We start from the raw sequence: 23,570 nt of genomic DNA, 5'->3' as shown, positions 1-23,570 counted from the left end.
TAACACCCACTTCTTTTTTAGTTACTAAAACCTCAGTACCGGCGATAATTGGTTGCTCACTTTCAACGCCTTACTTAACTTACTACGCGTAAATCACTGAGTAGTATTGTTTATAATTTCAGGTGTATGGACTATCACTACAGCAAACTTTAAAGCACTAAAACTCACTGCAGTGCGGCTCCTTAGTCGGTTTTTAAAAACTAGCTATTTTATTTCTACCTGTTTCTTTTGCGTTATAAAGGGCTATGTCGGCGTTAGTTATAACCTCTTTGGGTTTTGTTTTGTGATTGGGTATGAAACTATAAAACCCAATGCTTAAAGTGAGGTATTTACTGACAGTTGAAAAGTTATGTTCAATTGCGAGTTCTGCGATTTTTTCCTGAATAAGAACAGCAAACCTTTGACAGTGTTCTGTGTCGACTGCAGGTAAAACTATCGCAAATTCTTCACCCCCGAAACGAGCTGCTAGATCACCTTCGCGTTTACAAATATAGTGTAGCGCTTTGGCCACTCGCTTTAGCACTTCATCGCCAAGCTGATGCCCATAGTTATCGTTATAACGCTTAAAAAAATCAATATCACACATAATTAAACTGATAGATTCTTTATTACGTGCACAACGCTTAATTTCGCATTTTAAAGTCTGATCAAAACAACGTCTATTAGCAATGTTTGTAAGGCCATCCGTATTGACTTGTTTATTGAGTTTTTGGTTGGCGTTAATGAGTTGCTGCTGAGTTTGTTGAAGCTCTTGCTTATAATTTAAATTTTTGAAAGCATTAGCAAGCATTTCACCTACTAACCTTAGGCGAATAAGGTCTAAATCTGTCCAGTCTTGCTTTTGAATTACACAATCACAGCCAATAAAGCCAACCAGTTCTTTGTCATAGCGTAAACCAATGCAAAGTACCGATTTTATTTCTTGTCGCTGGAAAATCGTTTTTTCGCTCATTGCTTGAATGGGGAGCAAAGATACATCATTCACTCTGAATAAATGGGTACGGGCCATCGAACTAAAAAAATAAGGGAGGTCGCTTTTTAAAAGGTTTTGTAAGTCGTCTTTAAAAGCTTTAATACCATCATTGACCCATTCGTGAGTGTTATTAATAGTTTTACCATCTTCGGCAAACTTAAAAAGATAACTCCTATCGGCATTGCAAACCGTACCGACTGCTTTTAATGCATAGTTAATATGCTTATCAACATCGTCATTTTGAATATCAATTAAGTCAGTTGAGATGTTCGATATAATATTATCAAAATCATATTGTTCATCCACGTTGTTATTTAATATATCGATAATAATAATGGAGTTTGAATTAGGTAAATTTGCAAATTTTACGTTGAGTAGCAATTTGGATGATTGTTTCGATAAAATAAACTGGCATTGGTTATTTGCCGTAAAATAATCAAAGAATAGCTCCTCGATCAACAGATTTTTTTTACTGTGATGATTGGTTAAAGTGATGTGTGAAAAATCAGTTTTATAAAAATGTGATTGGTCTTTTAAGTCAAACAAGTCCTGTGCCTGGCTGTTAACTTTAAATATATCTTCATTGGCATCATAAAGTAATACGCAAAACGGCAATAACTCCAAGTTTTGCCATGCTTCTTCTGATAGGTTATTACTCACTCAACTCTCCATGTGTCCAAGCCATAATTAAATTCTTTTTCTTTACTAACTATTAGCACATTTTTTTTTGATTTACTAAGTTTTTAGTGCGTTTGCGGGCAGTACGTATTATAATTGATACTGTATATCATTACCCATTTCTACTCTAAGCCATCTTTGGCTTATTTGCACTTTAAGTATAGGTTATTCAAGCATTTCATGACAGAAATCACTACACACCAAGCTTCTCGTCGTCGGTTACTCATTGCGCTAGCAATTACGTGTTCGTTTATGGTAATTCAGGTTATAGGTGCTTATTATTCTAATTCGCTTGCTGTTCTTGCTGATGCGGGGCATTTGTTTGTTCACAATAGCTCGTTATTCATCGCACTGATAGCATCAAGTCTCGCTATTCATTTTGCCAAAACCTATAACGATGGCCATCAACGAGCAGAGCTTTTTGGTGGCCTAGTGAACGGGTTTTTATACCTAGCAATCAGTTTAATTATTTTGTATGAAGGTGGTGAGCGCTATATACACCAACATGAAGGAAATGAGCTGGCTATCAATAGTTATTTAATGTCGGTTATTGCTGCTATTGGTTTTTTATTTCATGGGGCTGCTGCATGGGTTTTATATAAAGGCCGCAAAGCGAGTATTAATGTGTACGCGGTATTTTTACATTCATTCTTTGATCTGATTTCTACCGTATCGACATTTGTTGCCGGTATTCTTATATATTTTACAGGCTGGGTTGTAATCGATATTTTATCGAGTATGTTAATTGCTTCTTTCGTATTATTCACCGGTATTAAGGTCATAATTAGTTGTATAAAAGGTTTACGCCTAAATAAAGCGAAACTTCCTAAAGTTACTGATATTGAAAGTAAAATTACAGATATGGAACATGTTCATAATGTCCATAATGTCACTGTAACGCGCAAATATAATGGTATTGTAGTAGGCGCACACGTTGTCCTTAAACAACATTGTACGATTGAAAAACATGATGAAGCGTGTCGTATGAAAGTAGAGCAATTATTAGCCGAAAAATTTAATGTACGTAATAGTGTATTACAAATTGAAAGCCATGAATGCCATCATATCCATTAATAGCATCTAATTAATATAAAAGCGTGTAATAATGATTAGCACGCTTTTAATGTTTCAAATCAAATCAAATCAAATCAAATCAATGATATTGCTAAAACAATCGCTTTTACGTAAGTCTTTAGCATTCATTGGTTTTGCAAAGTAATAACCCTGTAATACATGGCAGCCAACCTCGGCTAAAAAGAGCATCTGTTCGCGCGTTTCTACTCCTTCTGCAATGCAGTATAGATCTAAGTTTTCTGCCAATGAAAAAATAGTTTTAATAATTGATTCATCTCCCTTATCTACACCAATACTATTTACAAAGCTTTGATCTATCTTAATAACATTAATAGGGAATTGGCTTAAGTAGGTGAGTGATGAGTATCCTGTACCAAAATCGTCAAGCAGTAATTTAAACCCAGCAACTTTTAGGTTTTGCAGCTGTTTGGCTGCTTTAAGCTTATCTTCTAATAAAATACTCTCTGTTATTTCGAGCCTTAATTGTCTTGGATGAACTTGAGAGTCCGCTAATATAGCCATTAACCGCTGTGTTATGTTTGTTTTTAAAATGTGTTTAGGCGATAAGTTTAAAGATATATAAAACAACGGGTTTTCGCTGAGTATAGGTGCAAGTTCAATTAGTGAACGGTGCAAGGCTTGCTCAGTAAGAAGTTCTATTAAACCGGTTTCCTCAGCTACAGGAATAAAAAGAGCTGGAGATATTAACTGGCCTTCATTTTTCCAGCGCATGAGTAACTCCACGCCATTTATTGTTTTTTCTTCTATGTCGATAATAGGCTGGTAGTGATTAAAAAATCGGTTGTCTTTTACTGCATCTTTTAAATCATTTTCAAGCAGTAACTTTTGTTTTATTAGCTCATTCATTTCATCGCTAAAAAACTTAAAGTCGTTTCTCCCGCCTTGCTTAGCGTGCATCATTGCAACATCGGCATTACGGATGAGTATATCTGTGGTTATAGCATCGAATGGGTACAGAGCTACGCCAATACTTGCTGAGATATTAATAGAGAAGTCTTCAATAATTACTTTATTAGCTAATTCATTACTAATTTTTCTTACGTTATCGCGAAGAGATTGGAGTGATTTTATATTTTGAATCAGCACTAAAAATTCATCACCACTTTGGCGGCCAAGTATAGCGTTTTCGCTAAGCATACCGCTTACTCTTTGGGTAATATTACATAACAACTTGTCACCCACTGCATGGCCAAAAGAGTCATTAACAGGTTTGAACTTATCTAAATCAATAAATAATAATGCGCATTGGGTATTGTTTTTATCGGCATATTTAATCGCCTTTTCAATGTTTTGATACATTAAACTACGATTAGGTAGGTGCGTTAGAGGGTCAAAATTAGCCAAATAGCGCAGTTCGTTTTCAGCACGTTTTTGTTCAGTTAAATCTGTAATAACAATCACATAGTAACTTGCAGTGTCTTTTGTTACAGCTGTGGCACTTATATGTATTGGGTGTTCATTATTTCTTGCTGTTTTTATATAAACATCACTTTGCCAGTTTTCAGTTGGTTTTAATTTTTTTAAAATACTAGCAAACTCTCTGCACTTATCTTTACCAATTGCTTTAATAAACAATTTAGGGCTAATTTTGGTGGCCGTTTGCTCGTTTGAAAATGTTTCAATAAAACTATTGTTCGCAGAAAATGGCATTAAACGCTTATCGAGTATAAGTAACCAATCGTTTATTTGGCTAAACGCTTCACCTAAAATTTTTGCTTGTTGCTCATTAGCTCGTTGCTCGGTGATATTGGTATATATGCCAGAAACATATAGAGGCTCATTTGTTTGAGGATCGTATATAACTTGCCCTGTATCTTGATACCAGAGCCAATGGCCATTTTTATGCTGTAAACGGTAAGTTGCTTGCCAGTTTTGTTGTTTTTTGTACTTGAAGTAGTTTTCCCATTGGTTTTCAAAACGACGTCGATCGTCAGGGTGTATCAACGCTAAAAATTGATCTATATGCACGCGTTCTGGTAAGTCTGTATAGCCCAATTCACTTCCTCTGAGCGTATTTACGGAAGCGTCTTTAAAGTTATAATCCCATACGCCGCTTTTATTATTTTTAAGCGCGAGTTCTGTTTGCTTTTGCGAATGAATAGTCGCTCTATGGGCTTGTTCAATTGCTACTCGGCGGCTGCGATACTGCCAAAAAATAAAAAATAACACCCCAAGAATTAAAATAATGTAGGCGGCTATAGCAATGGGCGATCTCCAAGGAGCATACGCCACGTTGATATTAAGTGTTGTAGGCTCGCTTGTAATAATACCATCACGATTATGTGCTGATATTTTTAGTGAGTAATTACCAGGTTGAAGCTTTGTGAAAAACACTTGATTAGATTGTAAATCTTCATATGTTAGAGACGTAGGCCCTAAAAGGATTACTTTATAATATGCTTTATCAATATTAGGGTAAGAGAAGTTAGAAAAGCTAACCGTCAATCCCATGTCTTCATAATTTAATTCAAGTGGTTTGCTAAGGTATTTATGAGGATTGTAATTGAGTTCCCTAGTAAGGAGGCTAATATCAGTAATGGCTAGATTACTTTTTTGTAGTTGTTCTTTTTCATTAAAGTCTAACGGATTAAAAAGTAAGGCTCCAGCATTACTGCCGAACATAAGCCTGCCATCGCTTAGTGTTGCTGCCGCTATTGGTGTAAATTGGTCTATATTCAAACCGTCTTTTACTGAAAAACTCACTACATTGAGTGTATCTAGGTCTATTTGATACAGACCATTGTCGGTACTTGCCCATAAAAAGCCGTTTTTATCAGGAAGTAGTGAATAGATAGAATCAGTATTAAACGAATTTTTTAATCCTATATAGTGCTTTATTTCATAAGTAACGGGGTCAACGCCGAGCAAACCTTCGTGAGTGGTTGCTAACCATAAAATGTTTCGTTTTGAGTCTAAGTAAAAGTTTTCTACAGTGTAAAAAATATCTTCTTTAGGATTAAAAGACTGAAATATAGTTGTTAAAGTTTTCGTTTTTTCGTTGTACCTAAGGAAGCTTTTTGATGTGCCAAGTACAAACTCTTCAGGATGTGTGTCGAGGTGTTTATAAAAAGCGTAAGAAAATAAAGGATCGACTTGCTCTTTGAGCCCCTTAATAATTCTTGTTTTTCCTGTTGTTTCATTAAAAACATAAAAATTATCATCCGACATAAATGCATATGTGTCTGCAGATAACTGGGCAAAGCCAAATAAGTTGGATTGGTTAATTACATCTTTTTCTGTGTCTTTATTTTCAATAATTTTACCGGTTTGTTTATCAAACAGTTTAAAACCATCGAAAGTAACAAGCCAAAGGAATTGATTATCACCAATTGAAGACGCAAAAATATCATAAACGGCAGATGCCCCGTATATTGCTTTTGAGTCGGTTGAGCTTAGATATACATCACTTTTATTTGTTGCTTTGTCGTACCGTGCAATTCCATCTTCTGTTCCTAACCAAATAATATTATTTTTGTCTTGGTAGGTGGCATGAACAGTATTGTTACCGGGTAAAGTAATGTGTTTAAACCGTCGGGTTTTAATTGGCCATGTAAACACGCCCTGGGTTCTAGATGCGAGCCAAAGTACGCCGGACTTATCAACCATTAGATCGTTTATTGAGTTTTCATTAATATTAAACTTACTTTTTTCATAATTTAATACGAATTCTAGTTCTTTGGTTTCGCGGTGATAACTGAACAATCCACTTTCGGTTGCTACAAACTCCCCGTAAACAGTATTGGCATAATCCCATATATTATAATCAGGGATTAAAGTTGTAATATTTGCTGCAGATATATTTTTGGTATTATCGAATGCTAATTGATACATGCCTTCAACAGTACCAACAAGTAATCCTAATTCATTATCAACACTTAAGAATTTGACGTTTACATTATCTATCGTATTTTTTTCAGGGGGATGAAGAGGTATTTTTACAAGTTCTGAATTATCTATATTTGCAGTGTATAAACCATCATTTGTACCAATATATAAAGTGTTTTTATATATTGTTAATGACCGAATGTAGTCACCTTTATTTGGCAGGATTAGCTTAAATGTGAAGCGTTTACTCGTCTCATCAAATGTATATATTTGGGCATCTATGGCGAAGTAAAAAGTACCTTGTTGCTGAGTCATTGCAGAGATCGGAGAGAACATTTTTTGTTCTTTATCTATTTGACCAGAATAGATTTTTTCGGTTTTTAAAGTGAGGGGATCTATTATATAGGCACCAGAAAGATCTGTTGAGACAATGATTTTTCCGTCTTCGGCTTTAAATAATGCATAAATATAGTGTTTATCTAGGCCAAAGCCGCCACTAAAAGTTTTTACATTATAACCATCAAAACGGTTTAAACCCTGTTGGGTCGCTATCCAAATATAACCAATATCATCCTCTTGAGTCTGCAAAACGTAACTTTGTGATAGGCCTTCGTCAGTAGAAATTCGTTGTAATTGCTGAGCATAGTTTTGTGATGCAAAAGTGCTTTGGATGCATAGTAAAAAAGTAATGGTGATATGAAAAAAAAATTTGCTCAAACGCACTTATAAACACTCTCAGTGGAAGATAGGATGATGCTTAGCTAGATAGTAAATATAGCATAAGTTTTTATTTTTTAATTACAAATAATATACATAACGCTAAAAGTTCTATTTTTAAATAGTGAGCTACTCTATACAGATAATAGTAAATGCTTATAAGGAGAGTATAGTGCTTTTCTCTAATATTGATGCAAAAAACAGCGTGTTATTAGTTATAGACTTACAAGAGTTGCTTGCTCCTGCAATTAAAGATTTTCCGAATATTTTAAAAAGCACATTGCAGTTAGCTCAAGCGGGTATTATTCATGGCGTTCCATGTTTAGTAACGGAGCAATATGTGAAAGGTTTGGGCGAGACTAATCAGCAAATTAAAAATACGTTACCTAATGCCATGTATTTTCATAAAACGTACTTTAGTGCGTGTGCAGAGCCTGGTTTTGTTGATACGTTAAAAAGCCATGGTAAAAAGCAAGTTGTTGTTGTGGGCACTGAAGCACATGTGTGTGTTTTACAAACATGCTTAGATTTAATAGAAAATGACTTTGAAGTTATTATTGTTTACGACGGAGTTGGTTCGAGAAACCCGCAACATAAAAATTTGGCGATTGAGCAGCTACGTCAAGCTGGAGCTGTAATTTCATGCGCTGAAATAGTTATTTTTCAATGGACAAAAAAAGCTGCAACGCCTACGTTTAAGAAAATACTGCCTATAATTAAGTAGACCACATGTATATAATATAAATCAAATGTATTACTTTTTGATGTGTCGGTAGTTTATTATTGTGTTCAGTGAACTGAAACTCGTTTTTACACGTATATTGCAGACTGCTTTATAAAACAACAATGCAAACAACAATTTTAAGGTTTTTATGTCTAGTATTGGCCGGTTATTTACAATTATTTTCAGTCTTTTGTTTGTCGAGTCTATTGCTATAGGCTTGTATTTCGACACATTAGCGCAGGCTTTTATGATAGGTTTGCCATTGTGTTTATTACCTATATGGCTTTTAAAAACACAAGGTGATAGCCCTATTATCCCCCATGTGGTAGCTGCCGCCATAATGATGTTTTCTTTTTTGCACATACAACAAACTTTTGGGCTGATTGAAGTCCATTTTGAAATATTTATTTTAATGCCCATGTTAATTGTTTTTGTACAGTGGCGAGTGTTTATTACCGCTATTATTTTTGTAGCGGTACATCATTTATCTTTTTATTATTTACAAACTCAAAATACGGGTTTTTACGTATTTGACCCTGATAGACTCGCTTTTACTACGGTGCTAATTCATGCTGGATACGCAATAGTTGAAGTATTAGTTGCAGGCTATATTGCAAAAACGCTGCAACGGGAACGTCGTGCGGGCTTATCTTTAAGTTATGCGACAGAACAAATAATGAAAGATCCTGAAAACATTAAACTCTCTCTTCGTGCGGATGACACTAAAAGCGAAGCTGTAGCAGGATTTAACACATTACTAGATTACTTATCTGATGTTATTAAACAGGTACAAACACAATCAGAATCATTGCAAAAAAACTCACAAGAGCTTATTGATGTACACGACCAGTTAGCGAGTGGTGCGGTTCAACGCACACAACAAACCGATGATATTGCTAATTCTGGCGCTCAAGTTGCCAATGGCTTTAAACTTGTAGAAGAAGAAAGTGAGGTGCTTAAGCGCCAAGTTGACCATATTACACAATCTGCAGGTGATGCATTAAAAGAAGTGCTTCAAACAGACGCTAAAAGTAGAGAGTTGTTAACACTGCTTAATCATACCGAAGAAAAAATAAATCACTTAGTGGCAGCTGGCGATGTTATTTCAGGGCTTCTTAATGAAATATCAGGCATTGCTGAGCAAACAAACCTACTTGCTTTAAATGCAGCTATTGAAGCTGCCCGCGCAGGCGAACACGGTCGTGGTTTTGCTGTTGTTGCTGATGAGGTAAGATCTTTGGCTAACCACAGTAAAGCAACAACAGATAAAATTAGTCTTACATTAAAAGATCTTGTTAATAATAGTAAAACGTCAACGCAATCAATGAGTCAGTGTGTGAGTTTTGTAGTTGATTTAACAAGTATCAGTGCTGCAATGAAAGAAAATATTTCAGCAATGAGCGAGCAAATAGCCGCAGTATCTTCAAGCTCTGACTCAGTTGCACAAGTTGTAGCGGAGCAGGCAGGTAATACCGAGTTAATAGCAAGCAGTACTGATACTATGCGCCAAAATCAGTACCAAGATACGCAAATAGTGCAGCAGTTAACCGCTAAGGTGCAGTTAATCGATGTAAGTATTGATGTATTAGAGCAAAGCATTGCCAAGTTTAAATAAATCTAACTCTTTTGTATTTTCGCTTATAGCTATATGGCTTGTTTGTGTTGTTGCAGGGTTAGTTTATTTTCAGTTAGAGCAACTTAAACCGTTTGATAGCTCAAAAGTTTTATTGCAAAAGCACTGGTTTAATAACTTTAAAAAGCAATTGGACTGGGTTGACACTAATGAAGCGTCGTTAGTGCTTATAACTGAAAAAAATTGCGGGTGCACCATACAGGCTAAACCACATATTTCATCGTTAAGCTCTTTTGCTGCCAATAAAGCTATGAAGGTTGTACAAGTTGAATTAACACCAAAGCTTAAACACGTTATTCCGGCAACGCCTGCCGCCGTTATTATTAATAAAAACGGTGAGTTTGTTTATGCCGGTCCGCTCTCTGAAGGATTAGCGTGTGCCCAAGGAAGTGGCTTTGTTGAAACTGCGGTCACTAATTTAGCTGCAGGTTTTAATTCCAACCTTTTAATTACGCAAACCAAGGGGTGTTACTGTGTAAACAATGCATAAATAACGTGCAGAAAAAATTAAAGCTCGCACTTGAATTAACAGGTTCGAGCTTTAATATTGATTAAATTGTAACTAAGCCATAAATACCTAATGACACAAACACACAAGCAGCAATAGCACGTACGGTGTTTAGAGATATTCTTTTTAGTAATGCATTACCAGCATATATAACAGGCACGTTAGCAATTAGCATACCTAACGTGGTTCCTACCGTTACCCAAAACACAGACTGATATTGTGCGCCTAGCAACACTGTCGCTATTTGTGTTTTATCACCAATTTCTGCAATAAAAAATAATACAAAAGCGACTAAAAAAGCCCCGTAGCTATCGTATTTATTACTTACATCTTCGTCTTTGTCTGGAACTAATAGCCAAAGGCCAACAACAATAAAGCTTATGTTTACAAGCCAAGGTAAATATTCAGAAGAAAAACTATTACTTAACCACTGCCCAAACCATGCTGATAAACCATGATTGAGTAAGGTTGCGGCTAAAATACCAAGAATAAGCGCGCCTTTATTACGAAAGCGGGCGGCTAACAGGAGCGATAAAAGCTGCGTTTTATCGCCAATTTCGGCAAGTGTGACAGTGACGGTTGAGGTTAAAAAAACTTCCATTATTGATTCTTACAGGCGGGAATACTAAACCAAGGCAAACAACTATCTCCCGCCATGAGGATAGTGTCTACCTAGGTCTCGCCGATAACGCTTGCTACAACATTACAAACTTACCATGCACTTGAGGTGCAATTATGTTGATAAGTTTACTCATTACTGAGCGGGCTACTCCCCTAAGAGGCGGCCATTATTCCATAACTTTACTTTTAGGTAAATATAGTTAAGAGAACAAATACCATATTCTAATAAACAATTTATATTTATTAGTGAGGAAGCTATTGATAACAATTGTCGTTTAGATTAGTATGCACCTATTGAATGTAATTAACACGGTTTGTATTGATGTATATTTGTCTTTGTCACGGTGTGACTGATAAAAAAATTGAGCAAACAATTGACGATGGTGCAACGACCATGCGTGAATTAACCAAAGAGCTTAAAGTAGGCAGCCAATGCGGTAAGTGTTGTGGTTGTACTAAAAAGATCCTTAATCGCAGACTTATTCAAATTGCGGATGTAACGGATCAAGTTGCTTAATTACATATAAAATTTAGATATAAAAAAAGCAGCTTTTTAGCTGCTTTTTTTATGCTTGTTACTATTTACAGTTGAGACTGTAAGTAGTTTTTGATACCCGTATTTTTAATAAGTAATTGTTGGGTTTCTAACCAATCAATTTGCTCTTCTTGTTCATTTAAAATGTGATCAAGGGCTTCACGGGTAATGTAATCTTTTTTACTTTCAGCCAGTTTAACGGCGCTTCGTAACTCGTCAATAGTATCGAGTTCAAAACTCATGTTAGCAGCAATCATTTCTTCGCTGTTTTCACCAATACGTAATCGGCCTAGGTCTTGAAGATTTGGTAAGCCTTCTAAAAACAAAATACGTTCAATTAAACGATCAGCGTTTTTCATTTTTTGAATTGATACTTTGTAGTCTGCTTTATCAAGCTGTGTAAAGCCAAAATCTTTAAACATACGTGCATGTAAAAAGTATTGGTTAATACCAACAAGCTCATTAGCGAGTACTTTATTAAGCGCTGCAATAACGTCTTTATCGCCTTTCATAATATGCTCCTACTAAGCCATTTGTGCTTGATGATAATTTTCAGAACCAATTTTATCAATTAGACCAAGTTGTTGCTCTAACCAGTAAACATGATCTTCTTCGGTATCAAATAACAGCTTTTCTAAAATGCTACGAGATTGATAATCTTGTTGTTCTTCACATATTGCGATGACGTCTTTAACACACGCAACTACTTCAAGCTCTAGTGTTAAATCGTTTTGCATCATGCTTTTTACATCGTTACCGATAAGTAAATCACGGCGCTTAGTCATATTTGGTACACCTTCTAAAAACAAGATGCGCTTAATAAGCCAGTCTGCGTGATCTTTTTCTTCTTCCATTTCGTGGTTAAGGCGCTCGTATAGTTTGTTTAAACCCCAGTCGTCATACATGCGCGAGTGTATAAAATACTGATCGATTGCTGCTAATTCGTTAGCTAACAATGTATTAAACGCATCGATTACTTTTTGATTACCTTTCATGATAAATCGCCTCAACTATTTCAATTGTATGCAGTGTAGTACATATAGCCTATATTGCAAGTTTTCTCTATAAAAATCATTGCGTTACTATTGGTTTTGATTCTTATTTAAGTTTGCGTTACTGCTTGGTTTATGGACAGTTTTTTATTTGTATTAGTATCTGAGAATGATTACTAGAGGTATTTATAAACAATAAGTAGAGATACTGCTTTTCATATTATCTTTTTAAATAAATAGGCATGCTGATGCCTATTTATTGAGTCTATCACTAATTAAAACTGGTATTTAGCACCCAGCGTTGCGGTTGTGCCTAATCCTTTAATATTATATCCACCGTAGGTGTAAGCCTGTGCGCGGGCAGGGTAGTAATCGCTATTAAATAGGTTTTCTATTCCAAAATACCCACTCCACCTGGCGTTAACATTGTATTGGCCACTTAAGTTGAATGTGTTGTAGCTACTAACAGGGCCCTGATCGCCAGAGTATTGGCCCTGTGCATTTTTATCAAAACGCTTTCTGTCGCCTACATATAAAAAGCTCATTGCAAGCGATAGCTCGTCATTTGTTTGCCACGTTACATTCGCCGTTGCTTTGGGTGGGCTAATTTGGCTTGCGCCTAGGTAGTCATCAGCTTCGGTGTTTTTACCTTCTACGTAACTGTATGTGGCGCTTAATTTAAGGTCTTGGTTAATAGTATAATTAACTAACCCTTCGTAACCCCATATTTCTTGTGGTGCACGTACGGGTTCGTAAACACCCGTTACTTCATTATACTCATTACTTGTACCAAGCTCTGAGGTACTTCTGTAAAGAGCAAATTCAAAACGTACGTTTTCAAACTGTGAGGTAAAACCAATTTCGTAATTGTCGATTATTGAGGCTTGTGTTTGAACAAGTGCAATATCGTCAACAGTTGCAGCGCGAAGTAGGCGACCAATATCAGAAATATCAGAGCCCTGTGAATAACTAAAAAATGGGCTGAATGCATCTGTTAAATTGTATTTTATGCCTGCATTATACGTTGTAGCGTCATAGTTTATGGTATCACCACGCACATTTAATGGTACTGAACATTGAGATACGGTTTTGCAAAGTTTTAGCGTTTGGTAGTCACTTACACTCAAATCAATGCTTTCGTTTCTTACACCCGCTTTTACAATAATATCGTCGTTTATTACCCATTTGGTTTGTAAAAAGCCAGCCACACTTTTCATGTCCATTTCTGGCACCCACACACGGCCATCTACTAAAGGTTGCGATGTTTTATCATTTAAGGCATCAATACCGTAGATTAGAGTGGCTGTTAGGTTTTCAAAATCAAACTGGCTATTAAATGTAGCTCTTGCACCTTGCTTGTCTGATTTAATAACCGATTGACCACCGCTATAACCTTCATCAAGATTGGCTAAAGCGGTTGAGAAAAAGAATACGTTTTCTATATTTTGTTTATACAGATCGAGGGTCATTTGTGTGTTTTCAAACAACGCGTAATCAACATATTTTAGGGTTATATTTTCGTTGCCTTCTGGGCCTTGCGGTTTACCTTGTTTTTGAAGCGCTAATGGGACGTGTATAGCGTATGTTTTTTCCCCTATATTGCCATCGCCAGTAACATCGCCTAAATCAGTTTTTTGCTGTGAGCTGTAAAAGTTATAGCTGAACTGCAGTTGCTTTTCGTCGTCAAAATCATAAGTTAGTTTGGTAAAATAGTTTTGAGTTTCAGAGTCTGATAAACCATATTGCAAGCCTAAAATATCGCCCTGTGCATCGCGTTGTACGCCGTTTTCTTCATAGCTTGCCGTTAACAGGTAGCTTAGTTGGTCGAGCTTACCGTTTACTGCGGCTGATACTCTACCGCCACCACTTTCTGCTAATTTAACAGCGCTAAAGCGGCTTGAAATACTTATTTCGCCTTCCGGTTTACCATCACTACGCGCTTGTTTTGTTATGTAGTTAATAATGCCACCTGAGGCACCATTACCATAAATAGACGTTGCGCCTTTTATGACTTCAATGCGCGCTATTGCGCTGGCGTCTAACGTTTTTACGCCTAAAGAACCATTACGAAGAGGGGTTGATTGCGGTACGCCATCAATCATTATTAATGGCGCACGGCCGCGTAGTGTTTGTCCTGAATTACTTGAACTACCAGTATCTGGGGCAAGGCCAGGAACCATTTGCGCGAGTAAACTTCCCAATTCTGAGCTTACTTTTAAATGCTGTTGTATTTGTTGCTGATTAATAACGGTGATCGAGGCTGGTACTTCGTCAATGCTTTCTGATATACGGCTGCCTGAAACAATGACATGCTCAAATTGATCAGAATTGTATTCATTTTTATTATTTTCATTTGCTAACGTGTTAGTACTTATTGCAACAGCGATAAGGCAAAGCGAAGTTTTTAACATGGGGTGTCTTAGTTGATAACAATTTACGTAATGGTAATCATTATCAACTAATGACACAAGTGTTAATGAGATTTATTTCCATTTATGGCGTTTTAACCAGAAATACACACCGCTTACAATAAAAAATGCGAGTGAAAGGGCTATTAATAACCATAAAAACTGCACGATAGGACCTGCAAAATCACCAATGTGAAACTTATATTTGAAGTTCCATGCTTGTGTTGTGAAGTTTGTTTTACTGGCGTCAAATGAGTTTAATACTTTACCCGTAAATGGGTTAGTCCAAACCCAGCTGTAAGCGTGACTTTCGCCAGGGTTTTGCATTCTCAGTGCAATTGCTTCGTCATCCTTTTTAGGTAAGTAAATTCTATATAATTTACCGTCTGGAAATACGTTCTCTGCATTTTTAATTGCTTCATTGTAGTTTAAAGTAGCTTGAGAAGGGGTTATTACTTTTGGTGCTTTAGGTCTTTGTTCTACCTTGTTTAAGGTCACAAATTCTAATACCGATTGAGTTTGTGTTTTCCAGTTAAATGCCATACCAGTAAAGGCAATCAGCATAAGCGGTATAAAAAAGTAAACACCAAGCACTGTATGTAATTGATACATGAGCACTCTAAATTTGGCTTTTGGTTTTATAGCTAAACGTTTAACTCTGTTTTTGGGCTTTACCCATAAATAAAAGCCCAGTAATACATTTATTAAAAGTAGCAATGCACACACCGACATCCAATTTCGAAAGGTTTTTTCACCTTTACTGTTTTCAAACAACAGCCAACGATGTAATCCCATAGCAAACCCATAAATCGTATCGGTTGATTCATAGATGTTTAGTACACTCCCTGAGTAGGGGTTAACACTGGCGTAGTGTTTATTGGCTAACCGAAATTGCCATGCTGCGTTTGGCGCTTGTTCGGGCATAAAAAAGGTGATTTTTTGCTTAGTTTGAGCTTGTACATTTTGTATAAGTTCATCGTAATGCATTAAGTTTTTTTGGGGTGTTACTTGCCATTTCTCAGGCTCTATTAGGTGCTGTATGTCTTTTGCATAAATCATAACAGCACCGGTTAGGCTCACTATTAATAAAAATAGTCCGCTAATTAGGGCAAGGCCTAAATGAATTCTACGTAACCAAAGTTTCAAAAACGGTATCTCATTATGAGTTAATGACAATATTGTAAATGATAATACGAGCTGTTTTCAATTAAATAGTTATGTATTTGGTTTAGCTTGTTATTAAGAGCATTAAATTGGGCTTTAATTTGCGATTGGTCGGATTTCTATTATGCAATTTTCAATATTAAAATTGTCGTGTAAAAAGCTTTTTACTGCTGGCAAATTAATTAAGTGCTGAGTGCCAATAATAAGCTCACAATAATTTTCTTTATCATCTAGTTGCCAAAGCTTAATGCTAACTACCGATTCGATATTAAATTCATTACTAATAGCATGTGATATTGCGTGTATATCAATATTGCTAGGCGCTGCTTGCATTAAAATTTTGCAGCTTTGCTTTAATAGTAAAATGCCATGATAAATTACATAAAGAGAAATAAGCACAGTGGCAATTAAGTCAACGATATACCACTGGTATAAAATAATTAAGGTGCCCGCAATAATAACAACAATAGATGCCATTGCATCTGATACGTTATGAATAAAGGCCGCTTTTATATTTATACTGTGATTTGCGCCAGCTCGGTAGGTTAAATATGCGGTTGCTAAATCAATAATCAATGCTATTGCTGCCACCCACACAACTATCCAACCATTAATTGGTTGAGGGTTTAAATAGCTCGAAATGGCTTCAAAAATTAAATACACACCAATTAATATCAATGTACTGCTATTAAAAAGTGTGGCAAGTATTTCAGCGCGTTTATAGCCAAAATGATGAGTGGTGTCAGCAGGTTTATTACCAATTTTACGTGCAACGAGCGCGATAAATATAGCGGCAGCATCACTTAAATTATGAAGTGCATCGGCTATAAGTGACAAACTGCCCGAAAATACCCCGCCAATAACTTGGGCTACGGTTAGCAATACATTAATAACCACAGCGACGGTTAGCTGTTTATCGCTCTGGTTTTCGTCTACATGACTATGTGAGTGATCGTGCGCCATAATGACCTCAAATGTATTAATTAAATATTGCTTATATCATGGCTGGTATAAAACCGCTACAGATGTGGTAGCGTCAATAAATCTAATTATAAGTTAGTAATAAAGGCGTATATTTTAAAAAGTGTGAATTTAATATTGTAACGCTAAACACCCATTTTTTAAGGAGTTTACCGCTCAAAACTTGCGTCTTTATATATTTAGTGCATTAATGTAAGTAATATTAAATGATTATAAGTTGCTGGATATTAAGCATGCATAAAGGTTTAAACTTTGGTGAATTAACAGGTAAAGGACAGTCTGTTCGAAGTAAGTTAATTATAACCTTTATAATTATAGCCTTAGGGCCACTATGTATACTTACTTGGTTTAGCCTTGGACATGTAAATAGCACGCTTAAGCAAAATGCAGACGCTGAACTTAACGAGCTTAATAATATAGGTAAGCAATTTGCTGATATTTGGTTTGCAGAGCATGTTAAGGATCTATATTTGCTTAGGGCGCAGTTTGATATTAGCCCGACTAAAAAACAACAATTAATAGCGCAATTTGTTGAGCAGTACGACTTTGTTAATAATGTAGAACTTATTGATGTAAACCTCGTTAAATCACTACCTTCATCACCCTTTTTTAATATTATTAAAGATCAACGTTTTAATAACATACTCTCTGGTATTAAAAATACAGGTAAAATCCAATTTCAGTCAATGACAGTCTCAGGGCGTGAGTATCATATTATTGGCTTACCGTTAGTAAATACCGAAAATAAGCTACAAGCCATATTGCTCGCAGATATAAATTTAAACGGCTTATTAAATAATCTAAGTAAAATACACGCTGCAAATAAAGACATAACATTTTATGTTATGCATAATAATAAAATTCAAAAAAATAATAATTCAGAAGATTCTCAACCATTATTTTTCTCTCAAAACGGCTCCCCAACGCAACGTGTTTTTTCTTACAGTAATAAAAATGAAGAGACTTTATACGGGTATATTGATTCTCTAGAGTTTTTAAATGAATCTGGATGGCAATTACTTGTAACAAAACCAAAAGAAGTTGCACTACAAGGTGCTAATTTTTATAAACAGCTTGCTTTATTAACAAATGCGGGGGCATTGCTGCTTATATTAACGTCATCGTGGTGGTTTGGGCGTCGACTTTCTAGACCTTTAATTAACTTAGCTAAAATTGTTGAAAGTATTACAAAAGGAGATAAGGTAAAAGTCCCTGTAATAAACGACAGTATTGAGTTTAACCAGCTTTCATTGGGTTTACGTAATTTAGTAGCCGTAAAAGAAGAGCAACACAGTATATTACAAAAGCAACGCTCTGCACTTCAAATTGCATTAAAACAATTAGCCGAGCAAAAAAGTGCATTAGATGAACACGCTATTGTTGCTGTAACTGATTTGCATGGCACCATCACTTTTGTAAATAAGAAATTTTGTGAGATTAGTGGCTACGATGAACACGAATTAATAGGTCAAAACCATCGCCTTTTAAATTCAGGAAAACACGAAAAAGCATTTTTTAAAAATATGTATAAAACGCTTAAACGTGGTGATATATGGAACGGGCAAATATGCAATAAAGCTAAGCATGGTGGCATATATTGGGTAGATACGACGATTGCACCATTTTTAGATGAAAATGGAAAACCGCAAAACTATATTGCTATTCGTAATGACATTACAGCCCTGAAAGTACAAGAGCTAGAGCTTGAGCAACACAAAACACAGTTACAGTTAGTGATAGACTCAACAGCCGTGGGTATTTGGGATTGGTATATTGATACGAATAAAGTGACGTTTAATAACCGCTGGGCCGAGATAATAGGTTACAAACTCAGTGAGATTGAGCCTTGTACTATAGATACTTGGTATACATATGCTCACCCAGACGACTTAGTGATATCAAATAAAAAACTTCAAGAGCACTTTGCCGGTGAGACTGACTATTTTGTTAGTGAAGCCCGCATGAAGCATAAAAATGGACATTGGATTTGGGTACTCGATACTGCAAAAGTAGTTGAGTGGAATACCGATGGCTCTCCAAAACGTATGATAGGTACGCATTTAGATATATCAGAACGAAAATCTACAGAGCTTGAGCTACAAGGAAGCCGCGATAGGTTTGCATCTTTGGTATCAAATATCCCTGGCATTATTTATCGATGTAAGTTTGATAATAAATTAAGCATGCTTTATATGAGCGAGCAAGCGAGTGGAATAACAGGTTATTCACCTGATGAGTTGATACATGATGAACCCTCCAGCTTTTTTGATTTGATATGCGAAGACGATTCTAAAAAAATAAAAGATGAAATTCTACGTTGTGTTAGCGCTAAGCAGTCATGGTCTGTTGAGTATAGGATTACAGCCCGCGATGGCTCCTTACATTGGGTAAATGAAAAAGGCCAAGCCATTTACGCAGATGATGGCAGCATATTGTATTTAGATGGATTTATTTTTGATATTACAGAGCGTTACAATACACAGTTAAAAATAAATCGTCAGCAAAGCCTACTTGAATCAATGAGTAAGCAAGGGCAGATTGGCGCATGGGAGATGGACTTAGATGCGCATACACTTTATTGGTCTGATGAAGTTAAAGTTATTCACGAAGTACCAGAGGACTTTGAACCGAGCATAGATACCGCTATTAACTTTTATAAACCAGGCATACACCGAGATACTATAAGTACCTTATTTGAGTGCGCAGTGACTTTAGGTGAAAGCTGGAGTGTAGAGCTTATTATTTTGACCTATTCTGGGCAAGAGCGTTGGGTTAAATCGATGGGCCAAGCTGAGCTTAAAGACGGTAAATGTGTACGTGTGTTTGGTTCATTTCAAAGTATTGATGCACATAAACGACTTGAACTTGAGAGCGAAAAAGCAAATCGTTATAACAAAAATTTAGCCGCGCTTACAGTCGCACCTGAGGTGCAAAATAGTGATGTAGAACAGGTTAAAAAGCTAGCCGTTAAATCTATGTGTGAAGTGCTAAATGTTACACGAGCTTCGATATGGATCTTTAACGAAAAACGAGATGTGATGACGTGTCATTGCTTATATATAAATGGTCAAGGGTTTGTAGATACCGACGCTATTTTAACTGCTAAAGACTACCCAGCTTATTTTAATGCTATTTATAAACATAATTTAGTGGCTATTGATGATGTTTATACTCACTCAGCAACTGTTGATTTTATTGAAGCATATGTAACACCACTAAATATTAAATCGATGCTTGATGCTGTAATTGCAACAGGCGATGGTAATTTAGGTATTTTGTGCGCTGAAACAGTAGGCGAGCATCACAACTGGACGCAAAGTGAAGAAACGTATCTTCGCTCATTAGCTACTTTAGTGGGAAGCACTTTAGTTTCTCAAAAACGAAAAGTAATTAGTGAGGAGCTAAAAGTAGCACTCGTGAAAGCTGAAGATGCAGCCATTGCTAAGAGCCAATTTTTAGCAACCATGAGCCATGAAATTAGAACGCCGATGAATGGCGTACTCGGTATGCTAGAGCTTGTTCAATTAGAGTCGCTATCTAAACCAATAGAAACAAAAGTAGATATAGCCAAAAAAAGTGCACATTCTTTATTGGGTGTAATTAATGATATTTTAGATTTCTCTAAAGCTGAAGCAGGTAAAATCGAGCTTGAAGAAATTAACTTTAATGGACGTGATTTAATTGGTGAAGTTGCTGCCGCACAAGCATTTACAGCTCAAGACAAAGGTATTGAAATTATTTTGGATCTGGTAGCGCTAGAGCCTTCGCAGTTATGCGGCGATCCAGGGCGCATTCGCCAAGTTATTACTAATTTATTGAGCAACGCCGTTAAGTTTACGAGTCAAGGCGAGGTTGTTGTAAGCGCGAAAATTAATAAAGTAGCTCAAGGTTTAGAGTTTGTTGTAAGTATAAAGGACTCAGGCATAGGAATAAGTTTAGAAAAACAAGAGCAATTATTTACCCCTTTCTCTCAAGTCGATGCATCAACAACGCGTGAATATGGAGGCAGTGGCTTAGGGCTGGCTATTTGTAAGCAGCTTTGTGAACTAATGGGGGGAGCTATCTCCCTCACTAGCGAAGCCGGTAAAGGGAGTACTTTTACTGCCACTATAATGCTGACTCCGGGAGATCAAAAAGAACGTTATATTCCTAATATTAATATGGAAGAGCTAACCGTTTTGGTTGTTGATGATAACGAGACAAATCGAATTGTAATTTCACAGCAGCTTGAGCACTGGGGCGCTAAGGTTGCGCTTGCATGTGACGCACGCGAAGCTCTTGATATGTGCGCGCAGCAGTATAAAAGTAACAATTGCATGTATGACATTGCAGTGCTTGATATGCAAATGCCAGGAATGGATGGTATAGAGCTGTGTAAAGCACTAAAAGCACATGAACATTATAAATCAATGCCACTTGTAATGATGACCAGTATTGCTGGTATGGAAGGTGCGCAGCGCTATTCTAATGCAGGCTTTCAGGCATATTTCCCCAAACCTGTAACCACTGCCGATTTAATTTCTGCACTGTCAGTCATAACAAGTAATGATTCAGATGAGACACTCCCACTTGTTACTTCAGGCTATATTTCCTCTCTTAAAAAAGAAAAGGTGCAGGAACCTACTCAAATATTACTTGTAGAAGATAATCCAATTAATCGGCAAGTGGCTACATTAATGCTCAAAAAGCTTAATTGTGACGTTACAATTGCCGAAAATGGTCAATTAGCGATAGATATATTAGAGTCTCACGATTCTGGTTTCTTTAAGCTCGTTCTTATGGATTGCCAGATGCCTGTTATGGATGGCTTTGCTACAACTGCAGCTATACGTAAAGGTATGGCAGGTATACAACACAAAAACATTAGGATCATTGCTATTACGGCTAACGCAATGGACTCTGATAAAGAGCGTTGTATAACCGCTGGAATGGATGACTACTTGAGCAAACCGATTCAATTAGATATTTTAAAAGATAAATTAGAGCAGTATATTTAAGGTAAAAATACAATGAGCCAACCCGTTATAATACGTGATGCAAAACCAAGTGATGCGAAAACAATTTTGCACTTTATTACCGAACTTGCCATATATGAAAAAGAACCGGATGCAGTTAAAACAGACGAACAGGCTATTTTAGATACGCTGTTTAGCGACGGTGCTACTGCGCACAGCATAATTTGTTTAGAAGGTGATGAGCCAATTGGTTTTGCGGTCTATTTTTATAATTACTCTACATGGTTAGGTAAAAATGGCCTATACCTTGAAGATTTATACGTAAGCCCAGATAGCCGTGGCAATGGTGCAGGTAAAGCCATTATGAAGCACTTAGCTAATAAGGCGATTAGTAATGACTGTGGTCGTTTTGAATGGGTAGTGCTTGATTGGAATAAACCCGCTATCGATTTTTACAATAGCATTGGTGCAAAGCCGCAAAACGAATGGATTATATATCGCTTAACAGGGCAGGAATTACTAGACTTTGCTAAATAGTTAATGAAAATCATTTGCATTTGGGTTTGTGGGTGTGTAAGTTAAGTACACGCCCATAAATAAACGTGCAGATGATTATATGATCTCAAATCAAAAACAATCCCACTCAGATTTACTTTGTCTTGATCAAGCATTAAGCCCTTGGCAGTCGAATATAATGCAAGGTAATTATGCATTTGAACAAGGTGCACTTCTCGAAGCCCGCGATAAATACTTATTAGCTAAAACACTTGCAGATCATCTTCTTCAGCAGTTTTTATATGCTCAGATTAATAACAATGTCATCCATGCTATTGAGCATTGCATACCTGCACTTGTTGTTGCGTCGCATAATTTAGCTGATACCTATATAGCTATGCAACAGCCTGAAAATGCATGCAAATGGCTATGCGAAGTACACTTAACACTCTGTTCGCTAATTAAGCATACTCATTACGATATACAAAAAGTGAGTAAGCATCATTACACTAAAACGTCCTCTGAACTTGTATTATTTGCAAGACGCTATCATTTTTTACCTGAGCTAATAGAGCAAGTGAATTTTTGCTTATGCTCAGAGAGCACTACAAACAATCAACTGCACTAATTTAAAAGAAAAAGGAGTATTTATGGCTTTTACTTTGCCTACACTTAACTATGAGTACGATGCGCTTGAGCCTCATATTGATGGTAAAACAATGCATATTCACCACACATTGCATCATCAAACGTATATCAATAAAGCCAATGCTGCTTTAGCAGATACTGTTTATGCAACCGCAAATGCTGAAAAATTACTTAAGGGAATAAACAGCCTGCCTAGTAATTTACAAAAAGCAGTACAAGAGCATGTAGGAGGGCATTTTAATCACAGCTTATTTTGGCAAGTAATGAGCCCTCAAGGAGGAGGTGAACCTGAAGGTAGTGTAGCTCAGGCAATAAATGAACAGTTTGGCAGTTTTGATAAGTTTAAAGACCAATTTACTGCTGCTGCAATTAGTCAATTTGGCAGTGGTTGGGCGTGGCTATGTGTGACCCCAGATAAAAAGTTGATTGTAGAAAATAGTGCTAATCAAGATTGCCCTTTAATGCAGGGAAATACCCCTATTTTGGGACTTGATGTATGGGAGCATGCCTATTATTTGAAGTATCAAAATAAGCGTCCTGACTATATTGCTGCTTTTTATAATGTAATTAATTGGACTGAAGTTGAAAAACGCTACCTAGCCGCAGTAAGTTGAGTGC

17 protein-coding genes are annotated in these 23,570 nt (G+C 36.4%); 9 read left to right on the top strand and 8 right to left on the bottom strand.

Annotated features, from left to right (window positions below; genetic code table 11):
• Positions 1 to 193: 193 nt before the first annotated feature.
• A complete protein-coding gene (locus tag H5157_RS02435; RefSeq protein ID WP_182724046.1) occupies positions 194 to 1,633 on the bottom strand; it encodes a diguanylate cyclase domain-containing protein in 1,440 nt (479 codons plus the stop codon).
• A gap of 198 nt (positions 1,634 to 1,831) precedes the next feature.
• On the opposite strand from H5157_RS02435, the gene H5157_RS02430 reads away from it, so the two are divergent.
• Positions 1,832 to 2,725, top strand: coding sequence for a cation diffusion facilitator family transporter (locus H5157_RS02430; protein WP_002960617.1), 894 nt, complete (start codon positions 1,832 to 1,834; stop codon positions 2,723 to 2,725).
• 69 nt (positions 2,726 to 2,794) lie between these two features.
• Here the strand turns inward: H5157_RS02430 and H5157_RS02425 are convergent, their stop codons facing one another.
• Positions 2,795 to 7,294, bottom strand: a complete 4,500-nt coding sequence (locus tag H5157_RS02425; protein WP_182724045.1) for an EAL domain-containing protein — start codon at positions 7,292 to 7,294, stop codon at positions 2,795 to 2,797.
• Positions 7,295 to 7,460: 166 nt separating this feature from the next.
• On the opposite strand from H5157_RS02425, the gene H5157_RS02420 reads away from it, so the two are divergent.
• The 3 genes from H5157_RS02420 to H5157_RS02410 all read left to right on the top strand — a co-directional run bounded on the left by H5157_RS02420 (position 7,461) and on the right by H5157_RS02410 (position 10,135).
• On the top strand, positions 7,461 to 8,012 hold the full coding sequence (locus H5157_RS02420; protein ID WP_182724044.1) for an isochorismatase family protein: 552 nt from the start codon (positions 7,461 to 7,463) through the stop codon (positions 8,010 to 8,012).
• Positions 8,013 to 8,160: 148 nt separating this feature from the next.
• Complete coding sequence (locus tag H5157_RS02415; RefSeq protein WP_165723367.1) at positions 8,161 to 9,627, top strand: methyl-accepting chemotaxis protein; 1,467 nt, start codon at positions 8,161 to 8,163, stop codon at positions 9,625 to 9,627.
• On the top strand, positions 9,611 to 10,135 hold the full coding sequence (locus tag H5157_RS02410) for a DUF6436 domain-containing protein (protein WP_024608847.1): 525 nt from the start codon (positions 9,611 to 9,613) through the stop codon (positions 10,133 to 10,135). Before H5157_RS02415 ends, H5157_RS02410 begins: the two co-directional genes overlap by 17 nt.
• A 61-nt stretch (positions 10,136 to 10,196) precedes the next feature.
• On the opposite strand, the gene H5157_RS02405 is transcribed toward H5157_RS02410, so the two are convergent.
• The gene (locus H5157_RS02405) at positions 10,197 to 10,754 is read right to left on the bottom strand and encodes a TMEM165/GDT1 family protein (RefSeq protein ID WP_182724043.1); all 558 of its coding nucleotides are present in this window, start codon (positions 10,752 to 10,754) and stop codon (positions 10,197 to 10,199) included.
• Positions 10,755 to 11,096: 342 nt separating this feature from the next.
• On the opposite strand from H5157_RS02405, the gene H5157_RS02400 reads away from it, so the two are divergent.
• Positions 11,097 to 11,291, top strand: a complete 195-nt coding sequence (locus H5157_RS02400; RefSeq protein WP_002960627.1) for a (2Fe-2S)-binding protein — start codon at positions 11,097 to 11,099, stop codon at positions 11,289 to 11,291.
• Positions 11,292 to 11,356: 65 nt separating this feature from the next.
• On the opposite strand, the gene bfr (H5157_RS02395) is transcribed toward H5157_RS02400, so the two are convergent.
• The 5 genes from bfr (H5157_RS02395) to H5157_RS02375 form a co-directional block, all read right to left on the bottom strand.
• On the bottom strand, positions 11,357 to 11,821 hold the full coding sequence (bfr, locus tag H5157_RS02395) for a bacterioferritin (RefSeq protein WP_002958984.1): 465 nt from the start codon (positions 11,819 to 11,821) through the stop codon (positions 11,357 to 11,359).
• Positions 11,822 to 11,833: 12 nt separating this feature from the next.
• Complete coding sequence (gene bfr, locus H5157_RS02390) at positions 11,834 to 12,304, bottom strand: bacterioferritin (protein WP_002958985.1); 471 nt, start codon at positions 12,302 to 12,304, stop codon at positions 11,834 to 11,836.
• Between the two features lie 272 nt (positions 12,305 to 12,576).
• The gene (locus H5157_RS02385; protein ID WP_182712362.1) at positions 12,577 to 14,712 is read right to left on the bottom strand and encodes a TonB-dependent receptor; all 2,136 of its coding nucleotides are present in this window, start codon (positions 14,710 to 14,712) and stop codon (positions 12,577 to 12,579) included.
• 72 nt (positions 14,713 to 14,784) lie between these two features.
• Complete coding sequence (locus H5157_RS02380) at positions 14,785 to 15,855, bottom strand: PepSY domain-containing protein (RefSeq protein WP_182695205.1); 1,071 nt, start codon at positions 15,853 to 15,855, stop codon at positions 14,785 to 14,787.
• 114 nt (positions 15,856 to 15,969) lie between these two features.
• Positions 15,970 to 16,836 carry a cation diffusion facilitator family transporter gene (locus tag H5157_RS02375; protein WP_182695204.1) on the bottom strand — a complete coding sequence of 289 codons (867 nt, stop codon included), beginning with the start codon at positions 16,834 to 16,836 and terminating at the stop codon, positions 15,970 to 15,972.
• Positions 16,837 to 17,087: 251 nt separating this feature from the next.
• Here H5157_RS02375 and H5157_RS02370 point away from each other — a divergent pair, with 251 nt between their 5' ends.
• The 4 genes from H5157_RS02370 to H5157_RS02355 all read left to right on the top strand — a co-directional run bounded on the left by H5157_RS02370 (position 17,088) and on the right by H5157_RS02355 (position 23,566).
• Positions 17,088 to 21,851 (top strand): PAS domain-containing protein, encoded by a 4,764-nt coding sequence (locus tag H5157_RS02370; RefSeq protein ID WP_182724042.1) that lies wholly within the window; start codon positions 17,088 to 17,090, stop codon positions 21,849 to 21,851.
• 12 nt (positions 21,852 to 21,863) lie between these two features.
• Positions 21,864 to 22,346, top strand: coding sequence for a GNAT family N-acetyltransferase (locus H5157_RS02365; RefSeq protein ID WP_002958990.1), 483 nt, complete (start codon positions 21,864 to 21,866; stop codon positions 22,344 to 22,346).
• Between the two features lie 79 nt (positions 22,347 to 22,425).
• Positions 22,426 to 22,932: a hypothetical protein gene (locus tag H5157_RS02360; protein ID WP_182724041.1), complete on the top strand. Its 507-nt coding sequence runs from the start codon at positions 22,426 to 22,428 to the stop codon at positions 22,930 to 22,932.
• 22 nt (positions 22,933 to 22,954) lie between these two features.
• Positions 22,955 to 23,566 (top strand): superoxide dismutase, encoded by a 612-nt coding sequence (locus tag H5157_RS02355; protein ID WP_182712358.1) that lies wholly within the window; start codon positions 22,955 to 22,957, stop codon positions 23,564 to 23,566.
• Positions 23,567 to 23,570 lie beyond the last annotated feature (4 nt).

Source organism: Pseudoalteromonas sp. SG43-3, from assembly GCF_014164385.1.
Lineage (GTDB): Bacteria > Pseudomonadota > Gammaproteobacteria > Enterobacterales > Alteromonadaceae > Pseudoalteromonas > Pseudoalteromonas distincta.
Note: the sequence above shows the minus strand (reverse complement) of the source record. Positions and strands in the feature narration are given on the sequence as shown.